15 protein-coding genes are annotated in these 18,178 nt (G+C 67.0%); 10 read left to right on the top strand and 5 right to left on the bottom strand.

The window, feature by feature from the left end; genetic code table 11:
- Window positions 1-173 precede the first annotated feature (173 nt).
- From RS899_RS00475 to RS899_RS00460, 4 genes are all read right to left on the bottom strand, one after another.
- Window positions 174-461, bottom strand: coding sequence for a YceK/YidQ family lipoprotein (locus RS899_RS00475; protein WP_024764688.1), 288 nt, complete (start codon window positions 459-461; stop codon window positions 174-176).
- Window positions 451-1,080 carry a flavin prenyltransferase UbiX gene (gene ubiX, locus RS899_RS00470; protein ID WP_017521701.1) on the bottom strand — a complete coding sequence of 210 codons (630 nt, stop codon included), beginning with the start codon at window positions 1,078-1,080 and terminating at the stop codon, window positions 451-453. Before ubiX ends, RS899_RS00475 begins: the two co-directional genes overlap by 11 nt.
- A 2-nt stretch (window positions 1,081-1,082) precedes the next feature.
- Window positions 1,083-2,435, bottom strand: a complete 1,353-nt coding sequence (gene mpl / locus RS899_RS00465; RefSeq protein WP_315808823.1) for a UDP-N-acetylmuramate:L-alanyl-gamma-D-glutamyl-meso-diaminopimelate ligase — start codon at window positions 2,433-2,435, stop codon at window positions 1,083-1,085.
- Window positions 2,436-2,664: 229 nt separating this feature from the next.
- On the bottom strand, window positions 2,665-4,581 hold the full coding sequence (locus tag RS899_RS00460) for a sigma-54-dependent Fis family transcriptional regulator (protein ID WP_315808822.1): 1,917 nt from the start codon (window positions 4,579-4,581) through the stop codon (window positions 2,665-2,667).
- Window positions 4,582-4,904: 323 nt separating this feature from the next.
- Between RS899_RS00460 and exaC the strand changes: the two genes are divergently transcribed.
- Window positions 4,905-6,425 carry an acetaldehyde dehydrogenase ExaC gene (gene exaC / locus RS899_RS00455; RefSeq protein WP_045217053.1) on the top strand — a complete coding sequence of 507 codons (1,521 nt, stop codon included), beginning with the start codon at window positions 4,905-4,907 and terminating at the stop codon, window positions 6,423-6,425.
- A 223-nt stretch (window positions 6,426-6,648) separates the two neighbouring features.
- Here the strand turns inward: exaC and qhpR are convergent, their stop codons facing one another.
- Window positions 6,649-7,701 (bottom strand): AraC-like transcriptional regulator QhpR, encoded by a 1,053-nt coding sequence (qhpR, locus tag RS899_RS00450; protein WP_315808821.1) that lies wholly within the window; start codon window positions 7,699-7,701, stop codon window positions 6,649-6,651.
- 360 nt (window positions 7,702-8,061) lie between these two features.
- On the opposite strand from qhpR, the gene eat reads away from it, so the two are divergent.
- From eat to RS899_RS00405, 9 genes are all read left to right on the top strand, one after another.
- On the top strand, window positions 8,062-9,426 hold the full coding sequence (gene eat / locus RS899_RS00445) for an ethanolamine permease (protein ID WP_233299984.1): 1,365 nt from the start codon (window positions 8,062-8,064) through the stop codon (window positions 9,424-9,426).
- 11 nt (window positions 9,427-9,437) lie between these two features.
- Window positions 9,438-10,832 (top strand): ethanolamine ammonia-lyase subunit EutB, encoded by a 1,395-nt coding sequence (locus RS899_RS00440; protein WP_315808820.1) that lies wholly within the window; start codon window positions 9,438-9,440, stop codon window positions 10,830-10,832.
- A gap of 25 nt (window positions 10,833-10,857) precedes the next feature.
- Complete coding sequence (eutC, locus tag RS899_RS00435) at window positions 10,858-11,664, top strand: ethanolamine ammonia-lyase subunit EutC (protein ID WP_315808819.1); 807 nt, start codon at window positions 10,858-10,860, stop codon at window positions 11,662-11,664.
- A 171-nt stretch (window positions 11,665-11,835) separates the two neighbouring features.
- Entirely contained in the window at window positions 11,836-12,348 is a 513-nt protein-coding gene (locus RS899_RS00430; RefSeq protein WP_054908344.1) for a GspH/FimT family pseudopilin, read from the top strand.
- On the top strand, window positions 12,345-12,938 hold the full coding sequence (gene pilV / locus RS899_RS00425) for a type IV pilus modification protein PilV (protein ID WP_315808818.1): 594 nt from the start codon (window positions 12,345-12,347) through the stop codon (window positions 12,936-12,938). The genes RS899_RS00430 and pilV overlap by 4 nt, the downstream gene beginning before the upstream one ends.
- Entirely contained in the window at window positions 12,935-13,678 is a 744-nt protein-coding gene (locus RS899_RS00420; RefSeq protein ID WP_315808817.1) for a PilW family protein, read from the top strand. The genes pilV and RS899_RS00420 overlap by 4 nt, the downstream gene beginning before the upstream one ends.
- Window positions 13,675-14,220, top strand: coding sequence for a hypothetical protein (locus tag RS899_RS00415; RefSeq protein WP_315808816.1), 546 nt, complete (start codon window positions 13,675-13,677; stop codon window positions 14,218-14,220). The genes RS899_RS00420 and RS899_RS00415 overlap by 4 nt, the downstream gene beginning before the upstream one ends.
- The gene (locus RS899_RS00410; protein ID WP_315808815.1) at window positions 14,207-17,629 is read left to right on the top strand and encodes a pilus assembly protein; all 3,423 of its coding nucleotides are present in this window, start codon (window positions 14,207-14,209) and stop codon (window positions 17,627-17,629) included. Before RS899_RS00415 ends, RS899_RS00410 begins: the two co-directional genes overlap by 14 nt.
- Window positions 17,629-18,072, top strand: a complete 444-nt coding sequence (locus RS899_RS00405; protein ID WP_315808814.1) for a type IV pilin protein — start codon at window positions 17,629-17,631, stop codon at window positions 18,070-18,072. The genes RS899_RS00410 and RS899_RS00405 overlap by 1 nt, the downstream gene beginning before the upstream one ends.
- Window positions 18,073-18,178 lie beyond the last annotated feature (106 nt).

Genomic DNA, 18,178 nt, shown 5'->3' with positions numbered 1-18,178 from the left:
GGATGGGTGGAGCGGAGCGATACCCATGCAGCCGTCATCGTGATTGATGGGTATCGCTTCGCTCCACTCATCCTACGAGGTCTCTCTCTGAACGCTCATCAGGGCAGCCAGGTCTGTCGGACGGATAGCCTGGACCAGGTTATCCGCCACTCCTCGCCCTTACCTGAACGGACTCAGTTCCCGCCCCACACCTGCAGGCCAACCCCCAGTTCCGCGGCGATCGACAGCGGCAGCAGCAAGGTGTCCAGCAGCGCGCTGCCCGGCAGGTCGAGGCCGGGATAGGCCGGTGCGTCGGTGCCGAAATGATCCTTCGGGCAGCAGCCGCCATTCAGCGAATACCAGTCCAGCCGGGTGCCGGCGTAGATCAACGGGTCGCCGGGACGGCTGTCGTTGAGGGTCTTCACGGTGGCGCAACCGCCCAGTTGCAACAGCAGCAGGGCGGCGAGGAGCTTATTCGTCACTGACAAGATGGTGTTCGCCCCAGCGCGGCAGCATGTCCTGGGGGATGCCCAGTTGATTGAGGATGCGCGCGACGACGAAGTCGATCAGGTCGTCCACCGTCTGCGGCTGGTGATAGAAGCCCGGAGCGGCCGGCAGGATCACCGCGCCCATATTGGACAGCTTGAGCATGTTCTCCAGGTGGATGCTGGAGAACGGTGCCTCGCGCGGCACCAGGATCAGTTGGCGGCGCTCCTTCAGCGCCACGTCGGCGGCGCGTTCGATCAGGTTGTTGCAGGCGCCGGTGGCGATGGCCGAGAGCGTCCCCGTCGAGCAGGGCACCACCACCATCGCGCTGGGCGCGCCGGAGCCGGAAGCCACCGGGGCCATCCAGTCTTCCTTGCCGTAGACGCGAATCTGCCCCGGCGCTGCGCCGGTGTACTCGCTGAGGAAGGCCTGCATCGCCTGCGGCTTGCTCGGCAGGGTCACGTCGGTCTCGGTGGCCACCACCAGTTGCGCGGCCTTGGAGATGAGGAAGTGCACCTCGCGGTCTTCCTGCACCAGGCAGTCGAGCAGGCGCAGGCCGTACTGGGCGCCGGAGGCGCCGGTCATGGCAAGAGTGACGCGTTCGGCTCCCGCCATGCTCAGCCCTCCAGCGCCCGGGCCAGCTTGCCGTGCAGGCCGCCGAAACCGCCGTTGCTCATGACCACCACCTGGGTGCCCGGCGTGGCGATGGCCTTCACACCCTCGATGATGGCGTCCAGCGAATCGCAGACTTGCGTGGGCACGGTGGAGCCGGCCACGGTGGCGGCCAGGTCCCAGCCGAGGTTCGGCGGCGCGTACCAGAACACGTTGTCAGCCTGCACCACGGACTCCGGCAGGCCGTCGCGGTGAGCGCCAAGCTTCATGGAGTTGGAACGCGGCTCGACCACGGCAATGACCTTCGCATCACCGACGCGCTTGCGCAGGCCATCGAGGGTGGTGGCGATGGCAGTCGGGTGGTGGGCGAAGTCGTCGTAGATGGTCACGCCTTTGACCTCGGCGACCTTCTCCATGCGCCGCTTGACGCTCTTGAAGGCCGACAACGCAGCGCAGCCCAGCTCCGGCACCACACCGACATGACGGGCCGCCGCGAGGCAGGCCAGGGCGTTGGCGACGTTGTGCTGGCCGGTCAGTTCCCAGTCCACGGTGCCCTGGGGTTTGCCGTCGAACAGGACTTCGAAGTGCGAGCCGTCTTCGCTGAGCAGGCGCGCCTGCCACTGGCCGCCTTCGCCGGTGGTTTGTACCGGCGTCCAGCACCCCATGTCGATCACGCGCTTGAGCGCGGTTTCGGACGTGGGGTGGATGACCAGGCCTTCACCGGGAATGGTCCGCACCAGGTGGTGGAACTGCCGCTCGATGGCGGCGAGGTCGGGGAAGATGTCCGCGTGGTCGAATTCCAGGTTGTTGAGGATCGCCGTACGCGGGTGGTAGTGGACGAACTTCGAGCGCTTGTCGAAGAAGGCGCTGTCGTACTCGTCGGCCTCGACCACGAAGAACGGCGTGCCGCCCAGGCGCGCGGAGACGCCGAAGTTCTGCGGCACACCGCCGATCAGGAAGCCCGGGCTCATGCCGGCATGTTCCAGCACCCAGGCCAGCATGCTGCTAGTGGTGGTCTTGCCGTGGGTGCCGGCGGCCGCCAGGACCCAGCGGCCCTGCAGCACGTGGTCGGCCAGCCACTGCGGGCCGGAAACGTAGGGCAGGCCCTTGTTCAGGACGTATTCCACGGCAGGGTTGCCGCGCGACAGCGCGTTGCCGACTACCACCAGGTCCGGGGCCGGCTCCAGGTGCGCGGGGTCGTAGCCCTGCATCAGCTCGATGCCCTGGGCTTCCAGCTGGGTGCTCATGGGCGGGTAGACGTTGGCGTCGGAACCGGTCACGCGGTGGCCCAGCTCCTTGGCCAGGACGGCCAGCGAGCCCATGAAGGTGCCGCAGATGCCGAGGATGTGGATATGCATGCAGACTCCTGCAATCAAGCCTTTCCAGGCGCTTCGAATGGGCGGCAGAGTAGCACAGCGCGCCCCCGCGCGGCCCGCCGCCGGGGCATCAGACGACGAGGTGGGGAGGCGGTTCCCGGCGAGCAGCGAAAGCCGTCATAGGCGAGGACCGTAGGATGGGTGGAGCGAAGCGATACCCATGCTGTTTCGGCGCGCTGCCTTGATGGGTATCGCTGCGCTCCACGCCATCCTACGAAAGAGTTTTCCGGCTCAGGCCATGCCGATTGAGCTTGCGGTACAGCGTGTTGCGGCTGATGCCCAGCTGCTGCGCGGCGCGGCTGACGTGCCAGCGCTGCGCTTCCAGCACCGCCAGCAGTGCATCGCGCTCGGCGGCGCCGAGGGTGTCGCCGCCCTCCTCGCTCACCGGTACCGCGACAAGAACGGGAGCCGAAGTACGGCGCAGGTCCGGCGGCAGGTCCGCCATCTGGATGCGTCCGCCCTCGCACAGCGCACAGAGCGTGCGCAACACGTTGCGCAGCTGGCGCACGTTGCCCGGCCAGGGGAAGTCCAGCAGGTGCCGGCGCACGTCGTCGTCCAGCCGCACCGAGCGGCCCTTGCTCTCCTCGGCCAGCAAATGATCGAGCAACGCACCGCGGTCTTCGCGCTCGCGCAGCGGCGGCAATGCGACGACCAAACCATTGAGGCGATAGTAGAGGTCTTCACGGAACTGCCCAGCGGCCACCAGCGCTTCCAGGTCACGGTGGCTGGCGCTAATCAGGCGGATGTCGACGTCCTGCGGCTCGCCGCCGATGGGCACTACCTGGCGCTCTTCCAGCACGCGCAGCAGGCGTGTCTGCAACGCCAGCGGCATGTCGCCGATCTCGTCGAGGAACAGCGTGCCGCCGTCGGCCTGCTGCAACTTGCCGCGCATACCTTCCTTGCGCGCGCCGGTGAAGCTGCCGCCGCGGTAGCCGAACAGCTCGCTCTCGATCAGGGTCTCGGGGATCGCCGCGCAGTTCAGCGCGACGAAAGCCTTGCCGGCACGTTCGCCACCCAGGTGTACGGCGCGGGCGAAAGCTTCCTTGCCGGTGCCGGTCTCGCCCTGCAGCAGCAGCGGCACGTCGTGGGCATAGACCTTCAGCGCCCGGCGGAAATCATGGGCCAGTTGCGGATCGTCGATGCACAGCCCTTTCGCCAGCGGCGCACGCGGCAGCACCGGCGCGGCGGCGATGGGACGCTGGCCGCGCAGCAGCGCATAGAGAGTGCGGCCAGCATGGGTGCGCAACGGCCAGCTGGCATTGGGCTGCGGGTCGGCGCGGCTGAACAGGTCGTCCAGCCGGCAATCGAAGAATTGCTCCAGGGAGCGGCCAATGAGACTGTCACGGCGGCTGCCGAGCAGGTTGATCGCGCTCTGGTTTGCCGCGCGGATTCGCCCGTCAGCGCCGAAGGCCAGCAGGCCTTCGCTGAACAGGCCGAGGCCGTCCGGCTGCAGGTGGAAGCGCAGCAGCCACTGGTCCTCGAAATGCCGCAGGAAGTAGCAGCTCTCGATAGCCTTGGCCGACAGGTTGACCAGCGCCATGGTGTGGAACTGGCTCTGCCGTGACACGTCGCGGCGCGCGGAGGAAACGTCGAGTACCGCCAGCAGCTCGCCCTGCGGGTCGAACACCGGGCTGGCCGAGCAGGTCAGCCCGGTGTGGCGGCTGCGGAAATGTTCGTCCTGGTGAATGGTCAGCGCCTGGCGTTCCACCAGGCAGGTACCGATGCCGTTGGTGCCCTCGCGCGCCTCGCTCCAGTCGGCGCCGAGCCACAGCCCGGCCTGCTCGAAGGTGCGGCGCTCGGCGGCTTCGCTCACGCAATTGAGAATGACGCCACGGGAGTCCGTGAGCAGCACCGCATGGCCGGCGCCGGAGAGCTGCTGGTGCAGGCTGTTCATCTCGCCGCTGGCGATTTCGAGCACCTGGCGATGGTGCTCGCGGACTTCGAGCATGCGCGCATGTTCCAGCACCGTCGGCGCCATGGGTTGCGCCGGGTCGAGGTGGTACTGCTCCAGGCAGCGCATCCAGGAGCGGGCGATGGACGGGTCCGCACCGGGCGCTCCGGCGCGGGCCTTGCCCTCGGCCACGGTCATGACCTGGCGGGCGTGGCGGCTCAAATCGTTGGCGCGCATTCTTGTTGTTCTCCGCTTGGGGGACGGGGAGGCAGCCCCGGATTCCTGCGACTGTTTGTCAGACAATTCGTCGGAACGCAGGACAGCATCCCCCACGCGCCCAACCAATGCAACGCTTGTCCGACCGTCAGGTCACGACTGTCACGAGTACGGGACAAAGTGTCACCCAGCCCTGTGCCAGGGGCGTTACAGGGCGATTTCCGGCGCCCGTCTCGATTCGCCGCAACCCAAGCGGCGCGGGGCTTTCACTGGCATGGCCCGGCCCTTGCTCTACGCTTGTTCAACGTCCTCCCCAACAAGCACAAGACCCAGGAGATCCGACCATGCGTTATGCCCATCCCGGTAGCGAAGGCGCCATCGTTTCGTTCAAGGCGCGCTACGGCAACTACATCGGCGGCGAGTTCGTCCCGCCGGTGAAGGGTCAGTACTTCACCAACACCTCGCCGGTGAATGGTCAGCCCATCGCCGAATTCCCCCGCTCCACCGCCGAAGACATCGACAAGGCGCTGGACGCCGCCCATGCCGCCGCCGACGCCTGGGGCCGCACCTCGGTGCAGGACCGCTCGCTGGTGCTGCTGAAGATCGCCGACCGCATCGAACAGAACCTGGAACTGCTGGCTGTCACCGAAACCTGGGACAACGGCAAGCCGGTGCGCGAAACCCTCAACGCCGACATCCCGCTGGCTGCGGACCACTTCCGCTACTTCGCCGGCTGCATCCGCGCACAGGAAGGCAGCGCCGCCGAGATCAATGACAGCACCGTCGCGTACCACATCCATGAACCGCTGGGCGTGGTCGGGCAGATCATCCCGTGGAACTTCCCGCTGCTGATGGCCGCGTGGAAACTCGCCCCGGCGCTGGCCGCCGGCAACTGCATCGTGCTCAAGCCGGCCGAGCAGACCCCGCTGGGCATCTGCGTGCTGATGGAGCTGATCGGCGACCTGCTGCCCAAGGGCGTGCTCAACGTCGTCCAGGGCTTCGGCAAGGAGGCCGGCGAAGCGCTGGCCACCAGCAAGCGCATCGCCAAGATCGCCTTCACCGGCTCGACCCCGGTGGGCTCGCACATCCTCAAGTGCGCCGCCGAGAACATCATTCCGTCCACCGTGGAGTTGGGCGGCAAGAGCCCGAACATCTACTTCGAAGACATCATGCAGGCCGAGCCGACCTTCATCGAGAAAGCCGCCGAAGGCCTGGTGCTGGCCTTCTTCAACCAGGGCGAGGTGTGCACCTGCCCGTCCCGCGCACTGGTGCAGGAGTCCATCTACCCGCAGTTCATGGACGTGGTGATGAAGAAGGTGAAGGCGATCAAGCGCGGCGACCCGCTGGACACCGACACCATGGTCGGCGCCCAGGCCTCGCAGCAGCAGTACGAGAAGATCCTCTCCTACCTCGATATCGCCCAGCAGGAAGGCGCTCAGATCCTGGTCGGCGGCTCGGTCGAGAAGCTCGACGGCAACCTGTCCACCGGCTATTACATCCAGCCGACGCTGCTCAAGGGCAGCAACAAGATGCGCGTGTTCCAGGAGGAAATCTTCGGGCCGGTGGTCGGTGTGACCACCTTCAAGGACGAAGCCGAAGCACTGGCGATTGCCAACGACACCGAGTACGGCCTAGGCGCCGGCGTCTGGACCCGCGACATCAACCGCGCCTACCGCATGGGCCGCGGCATCAAGGCCGGCCGCGTGTGGACCAACTGCTACCACCTGTACCCGGCGCACGCCGCCTTCGGTGGCTACAAGAAATCCGGCGTGGGCCGCGAGACCCACAAGATGATGCTCGACCACTACCAGCAGACCAAGAACCTGCTAGTGAGCTACGACATCAACCCGCTGGGCTTCTTCTGATTGCGCGCTGCTGATTGACCCCGCCCGGCTCGCCGGGCGGTCTCCCCCGAATCGATCTTTGCGCGGCCCACGGGCCGCGCTTTTTTATGCCTGAAAAGCGCGCCGGACGAATGCTTTTCGTAGGAGCGAGCTTGCTCGCGAACCCACCCGGCACCTGAGCCGCCGGACAATCCGTTCGCGAGCAAGAGCTAGGCGCCCCCCCCTCGCTCCTACAAGGAAAAGGTCAGCTTGCGTCACTGCGCCACTGCCGCGGGCTCACGCCAAACCAGCGGCGGAAGGCGCGGGAGAAGGCGCTGGTCTCGGAGTAGCCGAGCAACGGCGCCAGCTCGGAAATCGGCCGTTGCGGCTGGCGCAGGTAGTGCAGTGCCAGTTCGCGTCGGGTGTTTTCCACCAGTTGGCTGAAGCTCAGCCCAGCCTCGCGCAGGCGCCGCTGCAGGCCCGCGGTGGTGAGCTCCAGCTGCTCGGCGATCAGTTCCAGCGAGGGCTCGCCGTCACTGAGAGCCAGGCGAATCTGCGTGCCGGCGTCTTCCACCAGATTGGGCGCGCCGCCCTGCTCGCCCAGTCGGCGGATCACGTCCTGCACCAGGAACAGCAGGTTGGCATCGCGCTCGGGCATCTGCCGGCCGTAGAGGTCGCGCTTGGGAATCAGCATCGAGTTGCAGCCGCGCTGGAACAGCACCGGCGCGTCGAACACCCGGCCATGCTCCTGCCAGCCTTCGGGCCGTGCATGCTCGAAGCTCACCGCACGCGGCGCCCAGTCGGCGCCGAGCGCATGGCGCATCAGGTTCAGCGCCATGCCCAGGGTCAGCTCGGCGTCCTGGCGGCGGTCGAGGATCGCGCCGTGGCGGACCTGGTAGTCGAAGCGATAGCACTCGCCGCAATCCACCAGGCGGATCAGCGTGTCGTGCTGGTGATAGGGGAAGGCGGCAGCGAAGTTCTTCAGCGCGTCTTCCAGCGTCTCCGAGCACAGCCCGACGTAGCCCAGCAGGCCCAGTTCGCGCGGGCGGAACTGCTCGCCGTAGCGCAGCCCGAAGTTGTCACAGCCCGACTGTCGCGCGGCTTCTTCCAGCACCTGGCAATAGTTGGTCAGCGCCAGGCTCAGGGTGGGATGCAGCAGGCGTTCCGGGTCGATGCCGGCGCGGCCGAAGACGCGGTCGATATCACCGCCCTGGTCACCGATGAAGCGGCCCAGGCCGCTGGCGGCAGCAGACAGCACGCCGATATTGCTGGCCAGGGGCAGGCTAAGGCCGGGCGGAGAAAACAGAGGCTGGCTCATGTCGGTTACCGATCTTGTTTTGAGACGCGCAAGGCACATGGCTCCCGGAAAGAAGGGAACGAATAAACAAAGCAATTCCCGTGCCTCGCCATGCATTACCGATCAGCCGGACACGGCGCCACGCCTGGCCTGCAGCTGCCACAGCAGAGGGCAGATGCGAGGAATTGGGCACCAGAAACGGGCACCGGGCGCCGTGTGGGGCAATGGGTAACAGCCAGTTGACCCTGCGCGGCGAAAGCCGGTTCCAGCGGTCAAGTCTTGCGCGGCAGTGCGCCACTACCATCGAGGCTCAGGTATCCGTCCACGCCCCTGCGGCCCGCCATCTGCGGCCTACCCCTTGCGGAGAGAGGAATAACAACAATGAGCGCATCACAACTCAAACCAACGCTGGGCACCCTGCACCTCTGGGGGCTCGCCGTGGGCCTGGTGATCTCCGGCGAGTACTTCGGCTGGAGCTACGGCTGGGCCGCCGCCGGCACCCTGGGCTTCCTCGTCACCACGCTGATTGTCGCGGTGATGTACACCTGTTTCATCTTCAGTTACACCGAGCTGACCACCGCCATTCCCCATGCCGGCGGCCCCTTCGCCTATAGCCTGCGGGCGTTCGGCAAGACCGGCGGGATGGTCGCCGGCATCGCCACGCTGATCGAGTTCGTCTTCGCCCCGCCGGCCATCGCCATGGCCATCGGCGCCTACCTCAACGTGCAGTTCCCCGGCCTCGATCCGAAGTGGGCCGCCACCGGCGCCTACGTGATCTTCATGACCCTGAACATCCTCGGCGTGAGCATCGCCGCCACCTTCGAACTGGTGGTGACGGTGCTGGCGGTAGCCGAGCTGCTGGTGTTCATGGGCGTGGTGGCGCCGGGCTTCAGCTTCAGCAACTTCGTGCTCAATGGCTGGGCCGGCTCGGACGTGTTCGGCGCCCCGGCCATGGCCGGCATCTTCGCCGCCATTCCGTTCGCCATCTGGTTCTTCCTCGCCATCGAGGGCGCAGCCATGGCCGCCGAGGAAGCGAAGGACCCGAAACGCACCATCCCGCGCGCCTACATCGCCGGCATCCTGACCCTGGTGACGCTGGCCATCGGCGTGATGATCTTCGCCGGCGGCGTGGGCGACTGGCGCGCACTGTCGAACATCAACGACCCGCTGCCGCAGGCGATGAAGGCCGTGGTCGGCAACAACTCCACCTGGATGCACATGCTGGTGTGGATCGGCCTGTTCGGCCTGGTGGCGAGCTTCCACGGGATCATCCTCGGCTACTCGCGGCAGTTCTTCGCCCTCGCCCGTGCCGGCTTCCTGCCCCGCGGCCTGGCCAAGCTGTCGCGCTTCCAGACCCCGCACCGCGCGATTCTTGCCGGCGGCGCGGTGGGCATCGCGGCGATCTTCAGCGACAGCCTGATCAGCCTGCAGGGCATGACCCTGACCGCGGCGATGATCACCATGAGCGTGTTCGGCGCCATCGTCATGTACATCATGAGCATGTTCAGCCTGTTCAAGCTGCGCCGCAGCGAGCCGGACCTGGAGCGCAGCTTCCGCGCACCGGGCTACCCGGTGGTGCCGGCCATCGCGCTGGTGCTGGCGCTGGTCTGCCTGGCCGCGATGCTCTGGTTCAACAGCGTCATCGCCTCGGTGTTCCTGGTGCTGATGATCGGCGGCTGCTCCATCTGCAGCATCGTCATCAGCCTCAATCGCGGCACCGACGCGTCGTTCGCCAGCCAGGGTTGAGAGAGGTCGGCATGTCCGGATTCGCCCACAGTATCGGTGGCCAGACCTGGCGCTTCGACAGCCTGCGCGAGGTGATGGCCAAGGCCAGCCCGGCGCGCTCCGGCGACCGCCTCGCCGGGGTCGCCGCGGGCAGCGACGCCGAGCGCGTCGCTGCGCAGATGGCGCTGGCCGACATCCCGCTCAAGCACTTCCTCGACGAAGCGCTGATCCCCTACGAGAGCGACGAAGTCACCCGGCTGATCATCGATACCCATGATCGTGAAGCCTTCGCCCTGGTCAGCCACCTCACGGTGGGTGGCCTGCGCGACTGGCTGCTCGGCGATGCCGCCGACGAAGCCAGCCTGCGTGCCCTGGCGCCGGGGCTGACGCCGGAAATGGCGGCGGCAGTGTCGAAGATCATGCGCGTGCAGGACCTGGTGCTGGTCGCGCAGAAGATCCGCGTGGTCACCCGCTTCCGCAACACCATGGGCCTGCGCGGGCGCATGTCCACGCGGCTGCAACCCAACCATCCCACGGACGACCCGGCCGGCATCGCCGCCAGCGTGCTCGATGGCCTGCTCTACGGCAACGGTGACGCCATGCTCGGCATCAACCCGGCCACCGACAGCCTGCAATCGATCTGCACGCTGCTGGAGATGCTCGACGCGATCATCCAGCGCTACGAGATTCCCACCCAGTCCTGCGTGCTCACCCACGTCACCAGCTCCATCGAGGCGATCAACCGCGGCGCACCGCTGGACCTGGTGTTCCAGTCCATCGCCGGTACCGAAGCGGCCAACGCCAGCTTCGGCGTGAGCCTGTCGATCCTGAAGGAAGGCTACGAGGCCGGGCTGTCGCAGAAACGCGGCACCCTGGGCGACAACCTCATGTACTTCGAGACCGGCCAGGGCAGCGCGCTGTCCGCCAACGCCCACCACGGCGTCGACCAGCAGACCTGCGAGACCCGCGCCTACGCGGTGGCGCGGCACTTCAAGCCGTTCCTGGTGAACACCGTGGTCGGCTTCATCGGCCCGGAGTACCTGTACAACGGCAAGCAGATCATCCGCGCGGGCCTGGAAGACCACTTCTGCGCCAAGCTGCTCGGCGTGCCCATGGGCTGCGACATCTGCTACACCAACCACGCCGAGGCCGACCAGGACGACATGGACATGCTCCTGACCCTGCTGGGCGTGGCCGGCATCAACTTCATCATGGGCATCCCCGGCTCCGACGACGTGATGCTCAACTACCAGACCACCTCCTTCCACGACGCGCTCTATGCGCGCCAGACGCTGGGCCTGAGGCCGGCGCCGGAGTTCGAGGCGTGGCTTGCGCGCATGGAAATCCTCCGCCAGCAGGACGGCCGCGTGCACATGGCCAACCAGCTTCCCGGCGCCTTCCGCCACGCGCTTGCGCAACTGTCCTGACGGCCGCTCGCCTAAGGAGTTTTCGATGAGCGACAGCTTCACCCCCAACCCCTGGCAGGAGCTGCGCCGGCTGACCTCCGCGCGCATCGCCCTGGGCCGCGCCGGCACCAGCCTGCCGACCGGCGCGCAGCTGGATTTCCAGTTCGCCCACGCCCAGGCACGCGACGCCGTGCACCTGCCCTTTGACCGCGATGGCCTTGCCGCGCAACTGGCCGAACGCGGCCGCGAGACGTTGCTGCTGCACAGCGCCGCCGCCGACCGCGACACCTATCTGCAACGCCCCGATCTCGGCCGCCGCCTGAATGAAGATTCGATAGCGATCCTGCGCCGCCATGCCGACCGCCATCCGCAAAGCTACGACCTCGCCGTGGTGATCGCCGACGGCCTTTCCTCGCTGGCCGTGCAGCGCCACAGCCTGCCCTTCCTCGAACGCATGGAGGAACAGGCGCGTAACGAAGGCTGGAGCCTGTCGCCGATCGCACTGGTGCAACAGGGCCGCGTCGCCGTCGCCGATGAAGTGGCCGAGCTGCTGCGGGCGAAGATGGTGGTGATCCTGATCGGCGAGCGCCCTGGCCTGTCATCACCGGACAGCCTCGGCCTGTACTTCACCTGGGCACCGAAGGTCGGCCTGAACGACGCCTACCGCAACTGTATCTCCAACGTGCGCCTGGAGGGTTTGAGCTACGGCCTGGCCACGCACCGCCTGCTCTACCTGATGCGCGAGGCGTGCCGCCGGCAGCTGTCGGGAGTGAACCTGAAGGACGAGGCGCAGCTGCCCGCGCTGGAAGGAGACGACGCGCCGTCACGGGGTAATTTCCTGCTCGGTGGCTGAGCAGGAAGGCTCTGCCGTGAACGCGACCACATGCCGCGCAGGTGATCGCCGTCTTTAAGAATCGTCTTAAATCGCCCCTCCCGCTCATCGCGATAAAAACCTCGCCATCAAGGACCGTGCACTGGCACGGAAGGCTGCGCCGCCCGGCGCACCCCAGTCGATGGCGAGAACATGGATTCACCCCGTAGCGCTACCTTCACCCGGCTTGCGAGCCAACGCGGCATCACCCTGGTCGAGACCCTGGTCACCATCGCGATCCTGGCGATCCTGCTGGGTATCGCAGTGCCCTCCTTCGACCTGCTGATCAACCGCAACCGCGCCCAGAGCGGCGGCAAGCAACTGATCGCCCTGCTGCAATATGCCCGCGCGCAGGCGCAGATCAGCCACCAGGAAATCAGCGTCACACCGCAAGCGAGTGGCGACTGGACTTCGATGCTGGTGGTGTCCCAGCGACGTGGCGGCGACCTGGCTGGCAGCCAGGCCATCGAACTGCGGCGCGCCCAGCTGGACGACTCGGCCAAGGTGCAGGTCCAGACCAGCACCAGCGCCGCGCGGGTGGTCTTCGACGGCAACGGCATCGCCGAATCCGGCCTCGACTACCCGCTGGTCTTCACCCTTGCTTCCGGCAGCTACAGCAGCAAGGTCTGCCTGCAACGCAGCGGGGCAGTCTGGGTATGCGAATGAAGCCAGTGCGCGGCGAACGGGGCTTCTACCTGATCGAGGTCATGGTCGCGGTGATGCTCACCAGCGTGGCGCTGCTGGGCATGCTGGCCCTGCAGGCGCGCAGCATCAGCTACGCCCACGACAGCCAGCAGCGGCAGAACGCGATCCTCCTCGCTGCCGATCTCGCCCGCAGCATGCAGGCCAATCGCGACGGGCTGGTCCGCAACGGCAAGCTCAAGGGCGATGCGGCATTCCTGGTGGCCAAGGGCAGCGCCTTCCCCACCCTGGGCAGCGGCGAATCCTGCGTCACCAGCGGGCTCGGCACGAGCGACAGGATTCGTCGCGAGCTGGCCTGCTGGACGGCGCAGGTGCAGCGCCGGCTCGTCACCGACGACGAACTGCTCAAGGACTCCACCTTCATCTGCGCCACCCGCGACGGCAAATCCTGCGCCAGCGGCGCCGAACAACCGCTGCTGCTGATCCAGCTCGCCTGGCACAGCCGCAACTGCCGCAGCGGCAGCCCGACCGTTGCCGAGGACGCCGACTCCGCCTGCCTGAGCGCGGACGCTGACGGTGGCGTCGAGCGCTATCGACTGAGTTTCCAGCCATGAATGCCAGCACACAGAAGGGCCTGTCACTGATCGAGCTCATGGTGGCGCTGACACTCGGCACCCTGGTGCTGTTCACCGTGCTGCAGATCTACCTGTCGGGCAGCGACCACGCCGCCTTCAACAATGCCCAGCAGCAGAACCAGAGCCGCGCGCGTTTCATCCTCGACCTGCTGCAGAACGAGGCCGGGCATGCCGGTTACGTCGCCTGGCAACGCCATGCCGTGGCGCAGGACGCCACGCAATTCGACTTCATCCTCGATCGCGACGGCCCCTTCCCTTCGCTGACCGACAGCCGTACCGGCTGCAGCTTTGGCACTGGCAAGGCCAGCAGCGTCGACGCCGACGGCAAGGGCCTGTGCCTGCGCTACCAGCGCTCGCAGCGAGTCGATGCGCAGTTCCTGCAGGATTGCAGCGGTGGCGCGCTCTACAGCGATGCCGATAGCGGCACGCCGCAGGTACTGGTGAGTCACCTGCACTTCTCCGGCGGCGAACTGCGCTGCAAGACCAACAACAGCGCTTCGGCCGGCGAGGTAGTACTCGCCACGGGCATCCACGACCTGCGTTTCGTCGACGCCTCGGTCAACCAGGTCCGTGTCGGCCTGGTGCTGACCTCGACCCGCCCGCTGCTGCCGGAGAACTGCAGCTATCCGGACCCGCTCGGCGACCAGCAGAAAGACACCGGCACGCGCGGGCTGTGCAGTGCCTTCGCGCAGACGCTCTACCTGAGGAACCAGCCATGAACCGGCAACGCGGCCAGACCCTGCTGATCGCCCTGATCCTGCTGCTCGGCCTGAGCATCCTGACCCTGGGCAACCTGCGCAGCGGCCTGCTGCTGGACAACAGCCTCGCCGACGCCCGCGACTACCAGGCGGCGCTGGGCGGCGCCACCTCGGCCGTCAACGAGGCGCTGTACCGTAGCCGCCACAGCCCGAGCATGGCGGTGGGCACGCTCGACGACTGCATCGATACCGCGCAGGACCAGCAGCAGGTGCTGCTCTGCGACCGTCTCTGGCTGAACCCTTCCGACTCGACCAGCAGCGCTCTCATCACCAAGGCACGCACCTACCGCGGCAACGACCTCGCCAGCCCGGGCGAGTTGGACGAACTCAGCCGCGCGCCACGCTGGTACGTGGCCGCCCAGTGCGAAAGCCGCTCCTCCAGCGCCATGGCCGACTGCCTGGCCGGCAGCGGCACCCTGCTGCTGCAGGTGAACGCCCTTGCCACCGGCATCACCGACCAGGCCCAGGTGCGCCTGCAGGAGTACGCCCGTGTGCAGCGCTGAGAACCGCCTGCGCGGCGCACTGCTGGGCGCCGCCCTGCTCGCCGCCGCCAACGCGCTGGCGGCCACCCCGAGCCAGGCGCCGCTGTTCCTGGTCGAGGGCGTCTCGCCGAACCTGATCGTCACCCTCGACGACTCCGGCAGCATGACCAGCGCCTACACGCCCGACGGCATGAGCTCCTACACCATCGCCAACCGCTCCTCGTCGTACAACCCGATGTACTACAACCCGGCGATCACCTACGACGCGCCCTGGAAAGTCACCTTCAGTGGTGGGCGTCTCACCAGCGAGCGCTACACCACCAGTTTCGACAAGGCCTTCTACGACGGTTTCCTCACCATCCAGACCAACACGCTGGACCTGAACAGGAACACCGGCAACGGCTACAGCCAGAACGCCACGCAGGCGGTCAACAGCACCGATGCCTACCAGCGCTACGCCCACTACTACCAGTTCGACACCGCCTGCCCGCACGCGCGCAACGTGGCGACCAGCACCCTGAGCGCGGTGCAGAACTGCGCGGCCGACTCCTCCTACACCAGCGCCAGCGCCTGCACGCGGACCTGCTTCACCCCCAAATGGGTGACCAGCACCGCCGAGCAGCAGAATTACGCCAACTGGTTTTCCTTCTACCGTACCCGCCAGCTCGCCACGCGCACCGCGGCGAACCTGGCCCTGTTCGATCTGCCCGAGCATATCCGGGTCACCTGGCAGGGCCTGAACAACTGCTACAGCAGCAGCTTCAACCTGAATTCCACCGCCTGTGGCAACCAGACCCTCGCCTCCTTCACCGGCCAGCACAAGGCCGAATTCTTCAACTTCTCCGCGCGACTGGCAGCCAGTGGCGGCACGCCGCTGGGCACGGCGCAGAACCGGGTCAACAGCTACCTCTCCAGCACGACGGCCTACAACCCCTACGCCCGCGTGCCGGGCGCCACGCGCGACGTGAAGACCGAGTACGCCTGTCGTCCCACCTACCACCTGCTGATGACCGATGGCTTCGGCGACGGCTCCGGCGGCAGCAATGCCGACGGCACCGCGCGCACCCTGCCCGACGGCAAGGCCTTCGCCGGCACCGCGCCTTATTACGACAAGTGGTCCAACACCCTCGCCGACAACATCTTCCTCGGCTGGGCAACCGATGCGCGCACCGACCTGGACAACAAGGTCCCGCCGCGCTATCGCGACGGCAACGATTACTGGAACCCGAAGAACGATCCGGCCATTTGGCAGCACGTCACCACCTATACCGTCGGCCTGGGGCTCGGCCCGACGCTGAAATACCTGCAATGGGGCGGCGATACCTACTCGGGCTCCTACCCGCAGTTGCTCGACGGCAGCAAGAGCTGGCCGAACCCAAGCGGCAGCACCAGCATCGATGGCATGACAGTGACCGCCAACGAAGGCAAGGTGGCGGCGCTGTGGCACGGTGCGCTGAACTCCCGCGGCGAATTCTTCAGCGCCGACTCCACCAGCGAACTGGTGCAAGCCTTCCAGGCCATCGTCAGCAGCATCTCCACCAACCAGCTGGCAGTCGCTGCGGCAGGTGCCAGCTCGACCTCGCTGAGCACCGACACCCACCTCTACCGCGCCAGCTACCAGCCCACCGACTGGAGCGGCGACATCCTGCAATACCGCCTCGACGCCGACGGCAACGCCCAGGCCAATACCGCGCTGTCCTTCCGCAACCAGCTCGACCAGCGCTCCCCCGCCAGCCGCAGCCTCTACATCAACACGCGCCCCGATCGCCCGAGTGGAAACCTCCAGGCCTTTGCCTGGGGCAACCTCGCGGCCTCCCAGCAGGAGCAGCTGGACAGGGCGCCCGGCACCCAGACCCGTGACAACCTCGGGGCACGCCGCGTTGCCTGGCTGAGCGGCGACCGCAGCGACGAAGACGCCACCTTCCGTGCACGCAACCACCTGCTGGGCGACATCATCTACTCCTCACCGGTGGTCGTCGGTGCGCCCGCCAGTGTCACCTACTACCTGGAGAAGGCCGCGGGCGCCAGCGGCTACGACGCCTTCCTCCAGGACCACGCCGACCGCGAACGGCGCATCTACGTCGGCGCCAACGACGGCATGCTGCACGCCTTCGACGAGACCGGCCGGGAGCGCTGGGCGTTCATCCCCGCGGCAGTGGTCGACAAGCTCAACTACCTGCCGGCGAAGAACTACGCAGGGCGCTCGGAAGAGGAAAACACCAACAACCTGCACCGCTTCTTCGTCGACGGCAGTGCCGTCACCCAGGACGTCTATTTCGACGGTGCCTGGCACAGCGTGCTGGTCATGGCGCCCGGGCGGGGCGGGCGCGGCCTGTTCGCCCTGGACATCACCGATCCGGACACCCCCAGGCTGCTCTGGGAGCACAGCGCCAGCGCCGCCAGCCGCGACGGCAAGACCATCGACTTCGGCTACCTGCTGGAGCGCCCGGTCATCACCCACTCCGACGGCGAGCCCTACGTACTCACCGGCAATGGCTACGACGCGGGCAAGGGCTATTCGCTGTCGATCCGCCTGGCCGACGGCCGGATCGATGCCGCCAGCCATGCCACCGGCGGCGACGGTGACGTCGCCAGCACGGTCGCCTGGACCCAGGCCGCCAGCCCCGGAGAACTCGCCCAGCGCTATTACGGCAGCCTTCAGGGCAACCTGTATCGCCAAGGCGGCATCGATGCCAAGGCAAGCCTGCTGGCCAGCCTCGCCAACGCACGGGGCCAGGCTGTGAGCGCGGCGCCGGAAGTCACCCAGCATCCGCGCGGCGGGCAGCTGGTGCTGGCCGGCACGGGCAAATACTTCGAAGGCAGCGACAAGGAAGGCCCGGCCACCGCGCAATCGCTCTATGGGTTCTGGGACCAGACCGACTACCTCGCCCACGTCGATGGCGCCGGCGAACCCGCCACCCTGACCAGACTGGGCGACCTGCAGAAGCAGACGCTCACCGAGGAAACCGTCAGCCACAGCGGCGGCAGTACCCTGGTCCGGCAACTGAGCAGCGCCAGCGTGAGCTGGGACAGCAGCGGTAAACGTGGTGTCGGCATCCGTGGCTGGTACTTCGATCTGGCCGACAGCGAGATGATCCTCGACCAGCCCTTCATGCTAGGCGACGTACTCTTCGTCACCGTCAGCAAGCCCAATGCCGACCCCTGCAGCGCAGGGATCACCTACTGGTTGCTGGCAGTCGACCCGAAGACCGGCGGCGCGCTGGACTTCAATGTCTTCGATCTGGCCGGCGACGGCTCCTTCAGTGAGCGTGCCAGCGGCATCCGGATCGACGGCCCGGTGACGCGCGTCGGCGGCAACCTCTATACCCCCGACGGCAGCCGCCTGCCCGTGCAGCTCTTCGACCCGGTCAACCAGGGCCGCTTCAACTGGCAGATCCTGAATTTCAACCTGCCCACGGGGTATCCCTGATGTCCGCACGCACGCTCGCAAGCCGCGCGCGAGGCTTCACGCTGATCGAGCTGATGGTGGTGGTCTGCATCCTCGCGCTGCTGGCCGGCATCGCCATCCCCAACTATCGCCAGTACGTCCTGCGCGCCAATCGCAGCGAGGCTCAGACACTGCTGCGCGACGCCGCTGCGCAGCAGGAGCGCTACCTGGCGCAATACAGCAAGTACACCGATGCCGCGACCCGGCTGGCCTTCGGCTACCCGCTGGCCGACGGCAAGCGCCTGTCGCCGCACCAGCTTTATGAACTGCAGGCCGAGTTCATCGACGGCAACACCCGCAGCTACCGCCTGACCGCCCTGCGCCGGGGCGCCCAGGCCGGCGACAGCGAATGCGGCGACTTCACCCTCGACCACCAGGGCCAGCGCGGCACCAGCGCCGGCAGCGTGGATAGCTGCTGGCGCTGATCAAACGCTCGCTTGGATTGCGCTTTCCACAAATTCTGGTGCAGCATCGGACCAATGGCTATTCGCTGGCATAGCCCCTGCATTGCCATACCAGCCCACCCACCTC

The sequence above is a fragment of the Pseudomonas sp. C9-3 genome (assembly GCF_032392015.1).
Classification (GTDB): Bacteria; Pseudomonadota; Gammaproteobacteria; order Pseudomonadales; family Pseudomonadaceae; genus Pseudomonas; species Pseudomonas nitroreducens.
This window is presented reverse-complemented; position numbering and strand designations above follow the sequence as displayed.

Bases quoted from the DNA above. Each gene is read 5' to 3' on its own strand.
- qhpR (WP_315808821.1), bottom strand. From the start codon at position 7,701: ATGAGCCAGCCTCTGTTTTCTCCGCCCGGCCTTAGCCTGCCCCTGGCC.
- RS899_RS00440 (WP_315808820.1), top strand. From the start codon at position 9,438: ATGTCCGGATTCGCCCACAGTATCGGTGGCCAGACCTGGCGCTTCGAC.
- RS899_RS00430 (WP_054908344.1), top strand. From the start codon at position 11,836: ATGGATTCACCCCGTAGCGCTACCTTCACCCGGCTTGCGAGCCAACGC.
- mpl (WP_315808823.1), bottom strand. From the start codon at position 2,435: ATGCATATCCACATCCTCGGCATCTGCGGCACCTTCATGGGCTCGCTG.
- exaC (WP_045217053.1), top strand. From the start codon at position 4,905: ATGCGTTATGCCCATCCCGGTAGCGAAGGCGCCATCGTTTCGTTCAAG.
- RS899_RS00405 (WP_315808814.1), top strand. From the start codon at position 17,629: ATGTCCGCACGCACGCTCGCAAGCCGCGCGCGAGGCTTCACGCTGATC.
- RS899_RS00460 (WP_315808822.1), bottom strand. From the start codon at position 4,581: ATGCGCGCCAACGATTTGAGCCGCCACGCCCGCCAGGTCATGACCGTG.
- eat (WP_233299984.1), top strand. From the start codon at position 8,062: ATGAGCGCATCACAACTCAAACCAACGCTGGGCACCCTGCACCTCTGG.
- RS899_RS00415 (WP_315808816.1), top strand. From the start codon at position 13,675: ATGAACCGGCAACGCGGCCAGACCCTGCTGATCGCCCTGATCCTGCTG.
- ubiX (WP_017521701.1), bottom strand. From the start codon at position 1,080: ATGGCGGGAGCCGAACGCGTCACTCTTGCCATGACCGGCGCCTCCGGC.
- RS899_RS00420 (WP_315808817.1), top strand. From the start codon at position 12,935: ATGAATGCCAGCACACAGAAGGGCCTGTCACTGATCGAGCTCATGGTG.
- pilV (WP_315808818.1), top strand. From the start codon at position 12,345: ATGAAGCCAGTGCGCGGCGAACGGGGCTTCTACCTGATCGAGGTCATG.
- eutC (WP_315808819.1), top strand. From the start codon at position 10,858: ATGAGCGACAGCTTCACCCCCAACCCCTGGCAGGAGCTGCGCCGGCTG.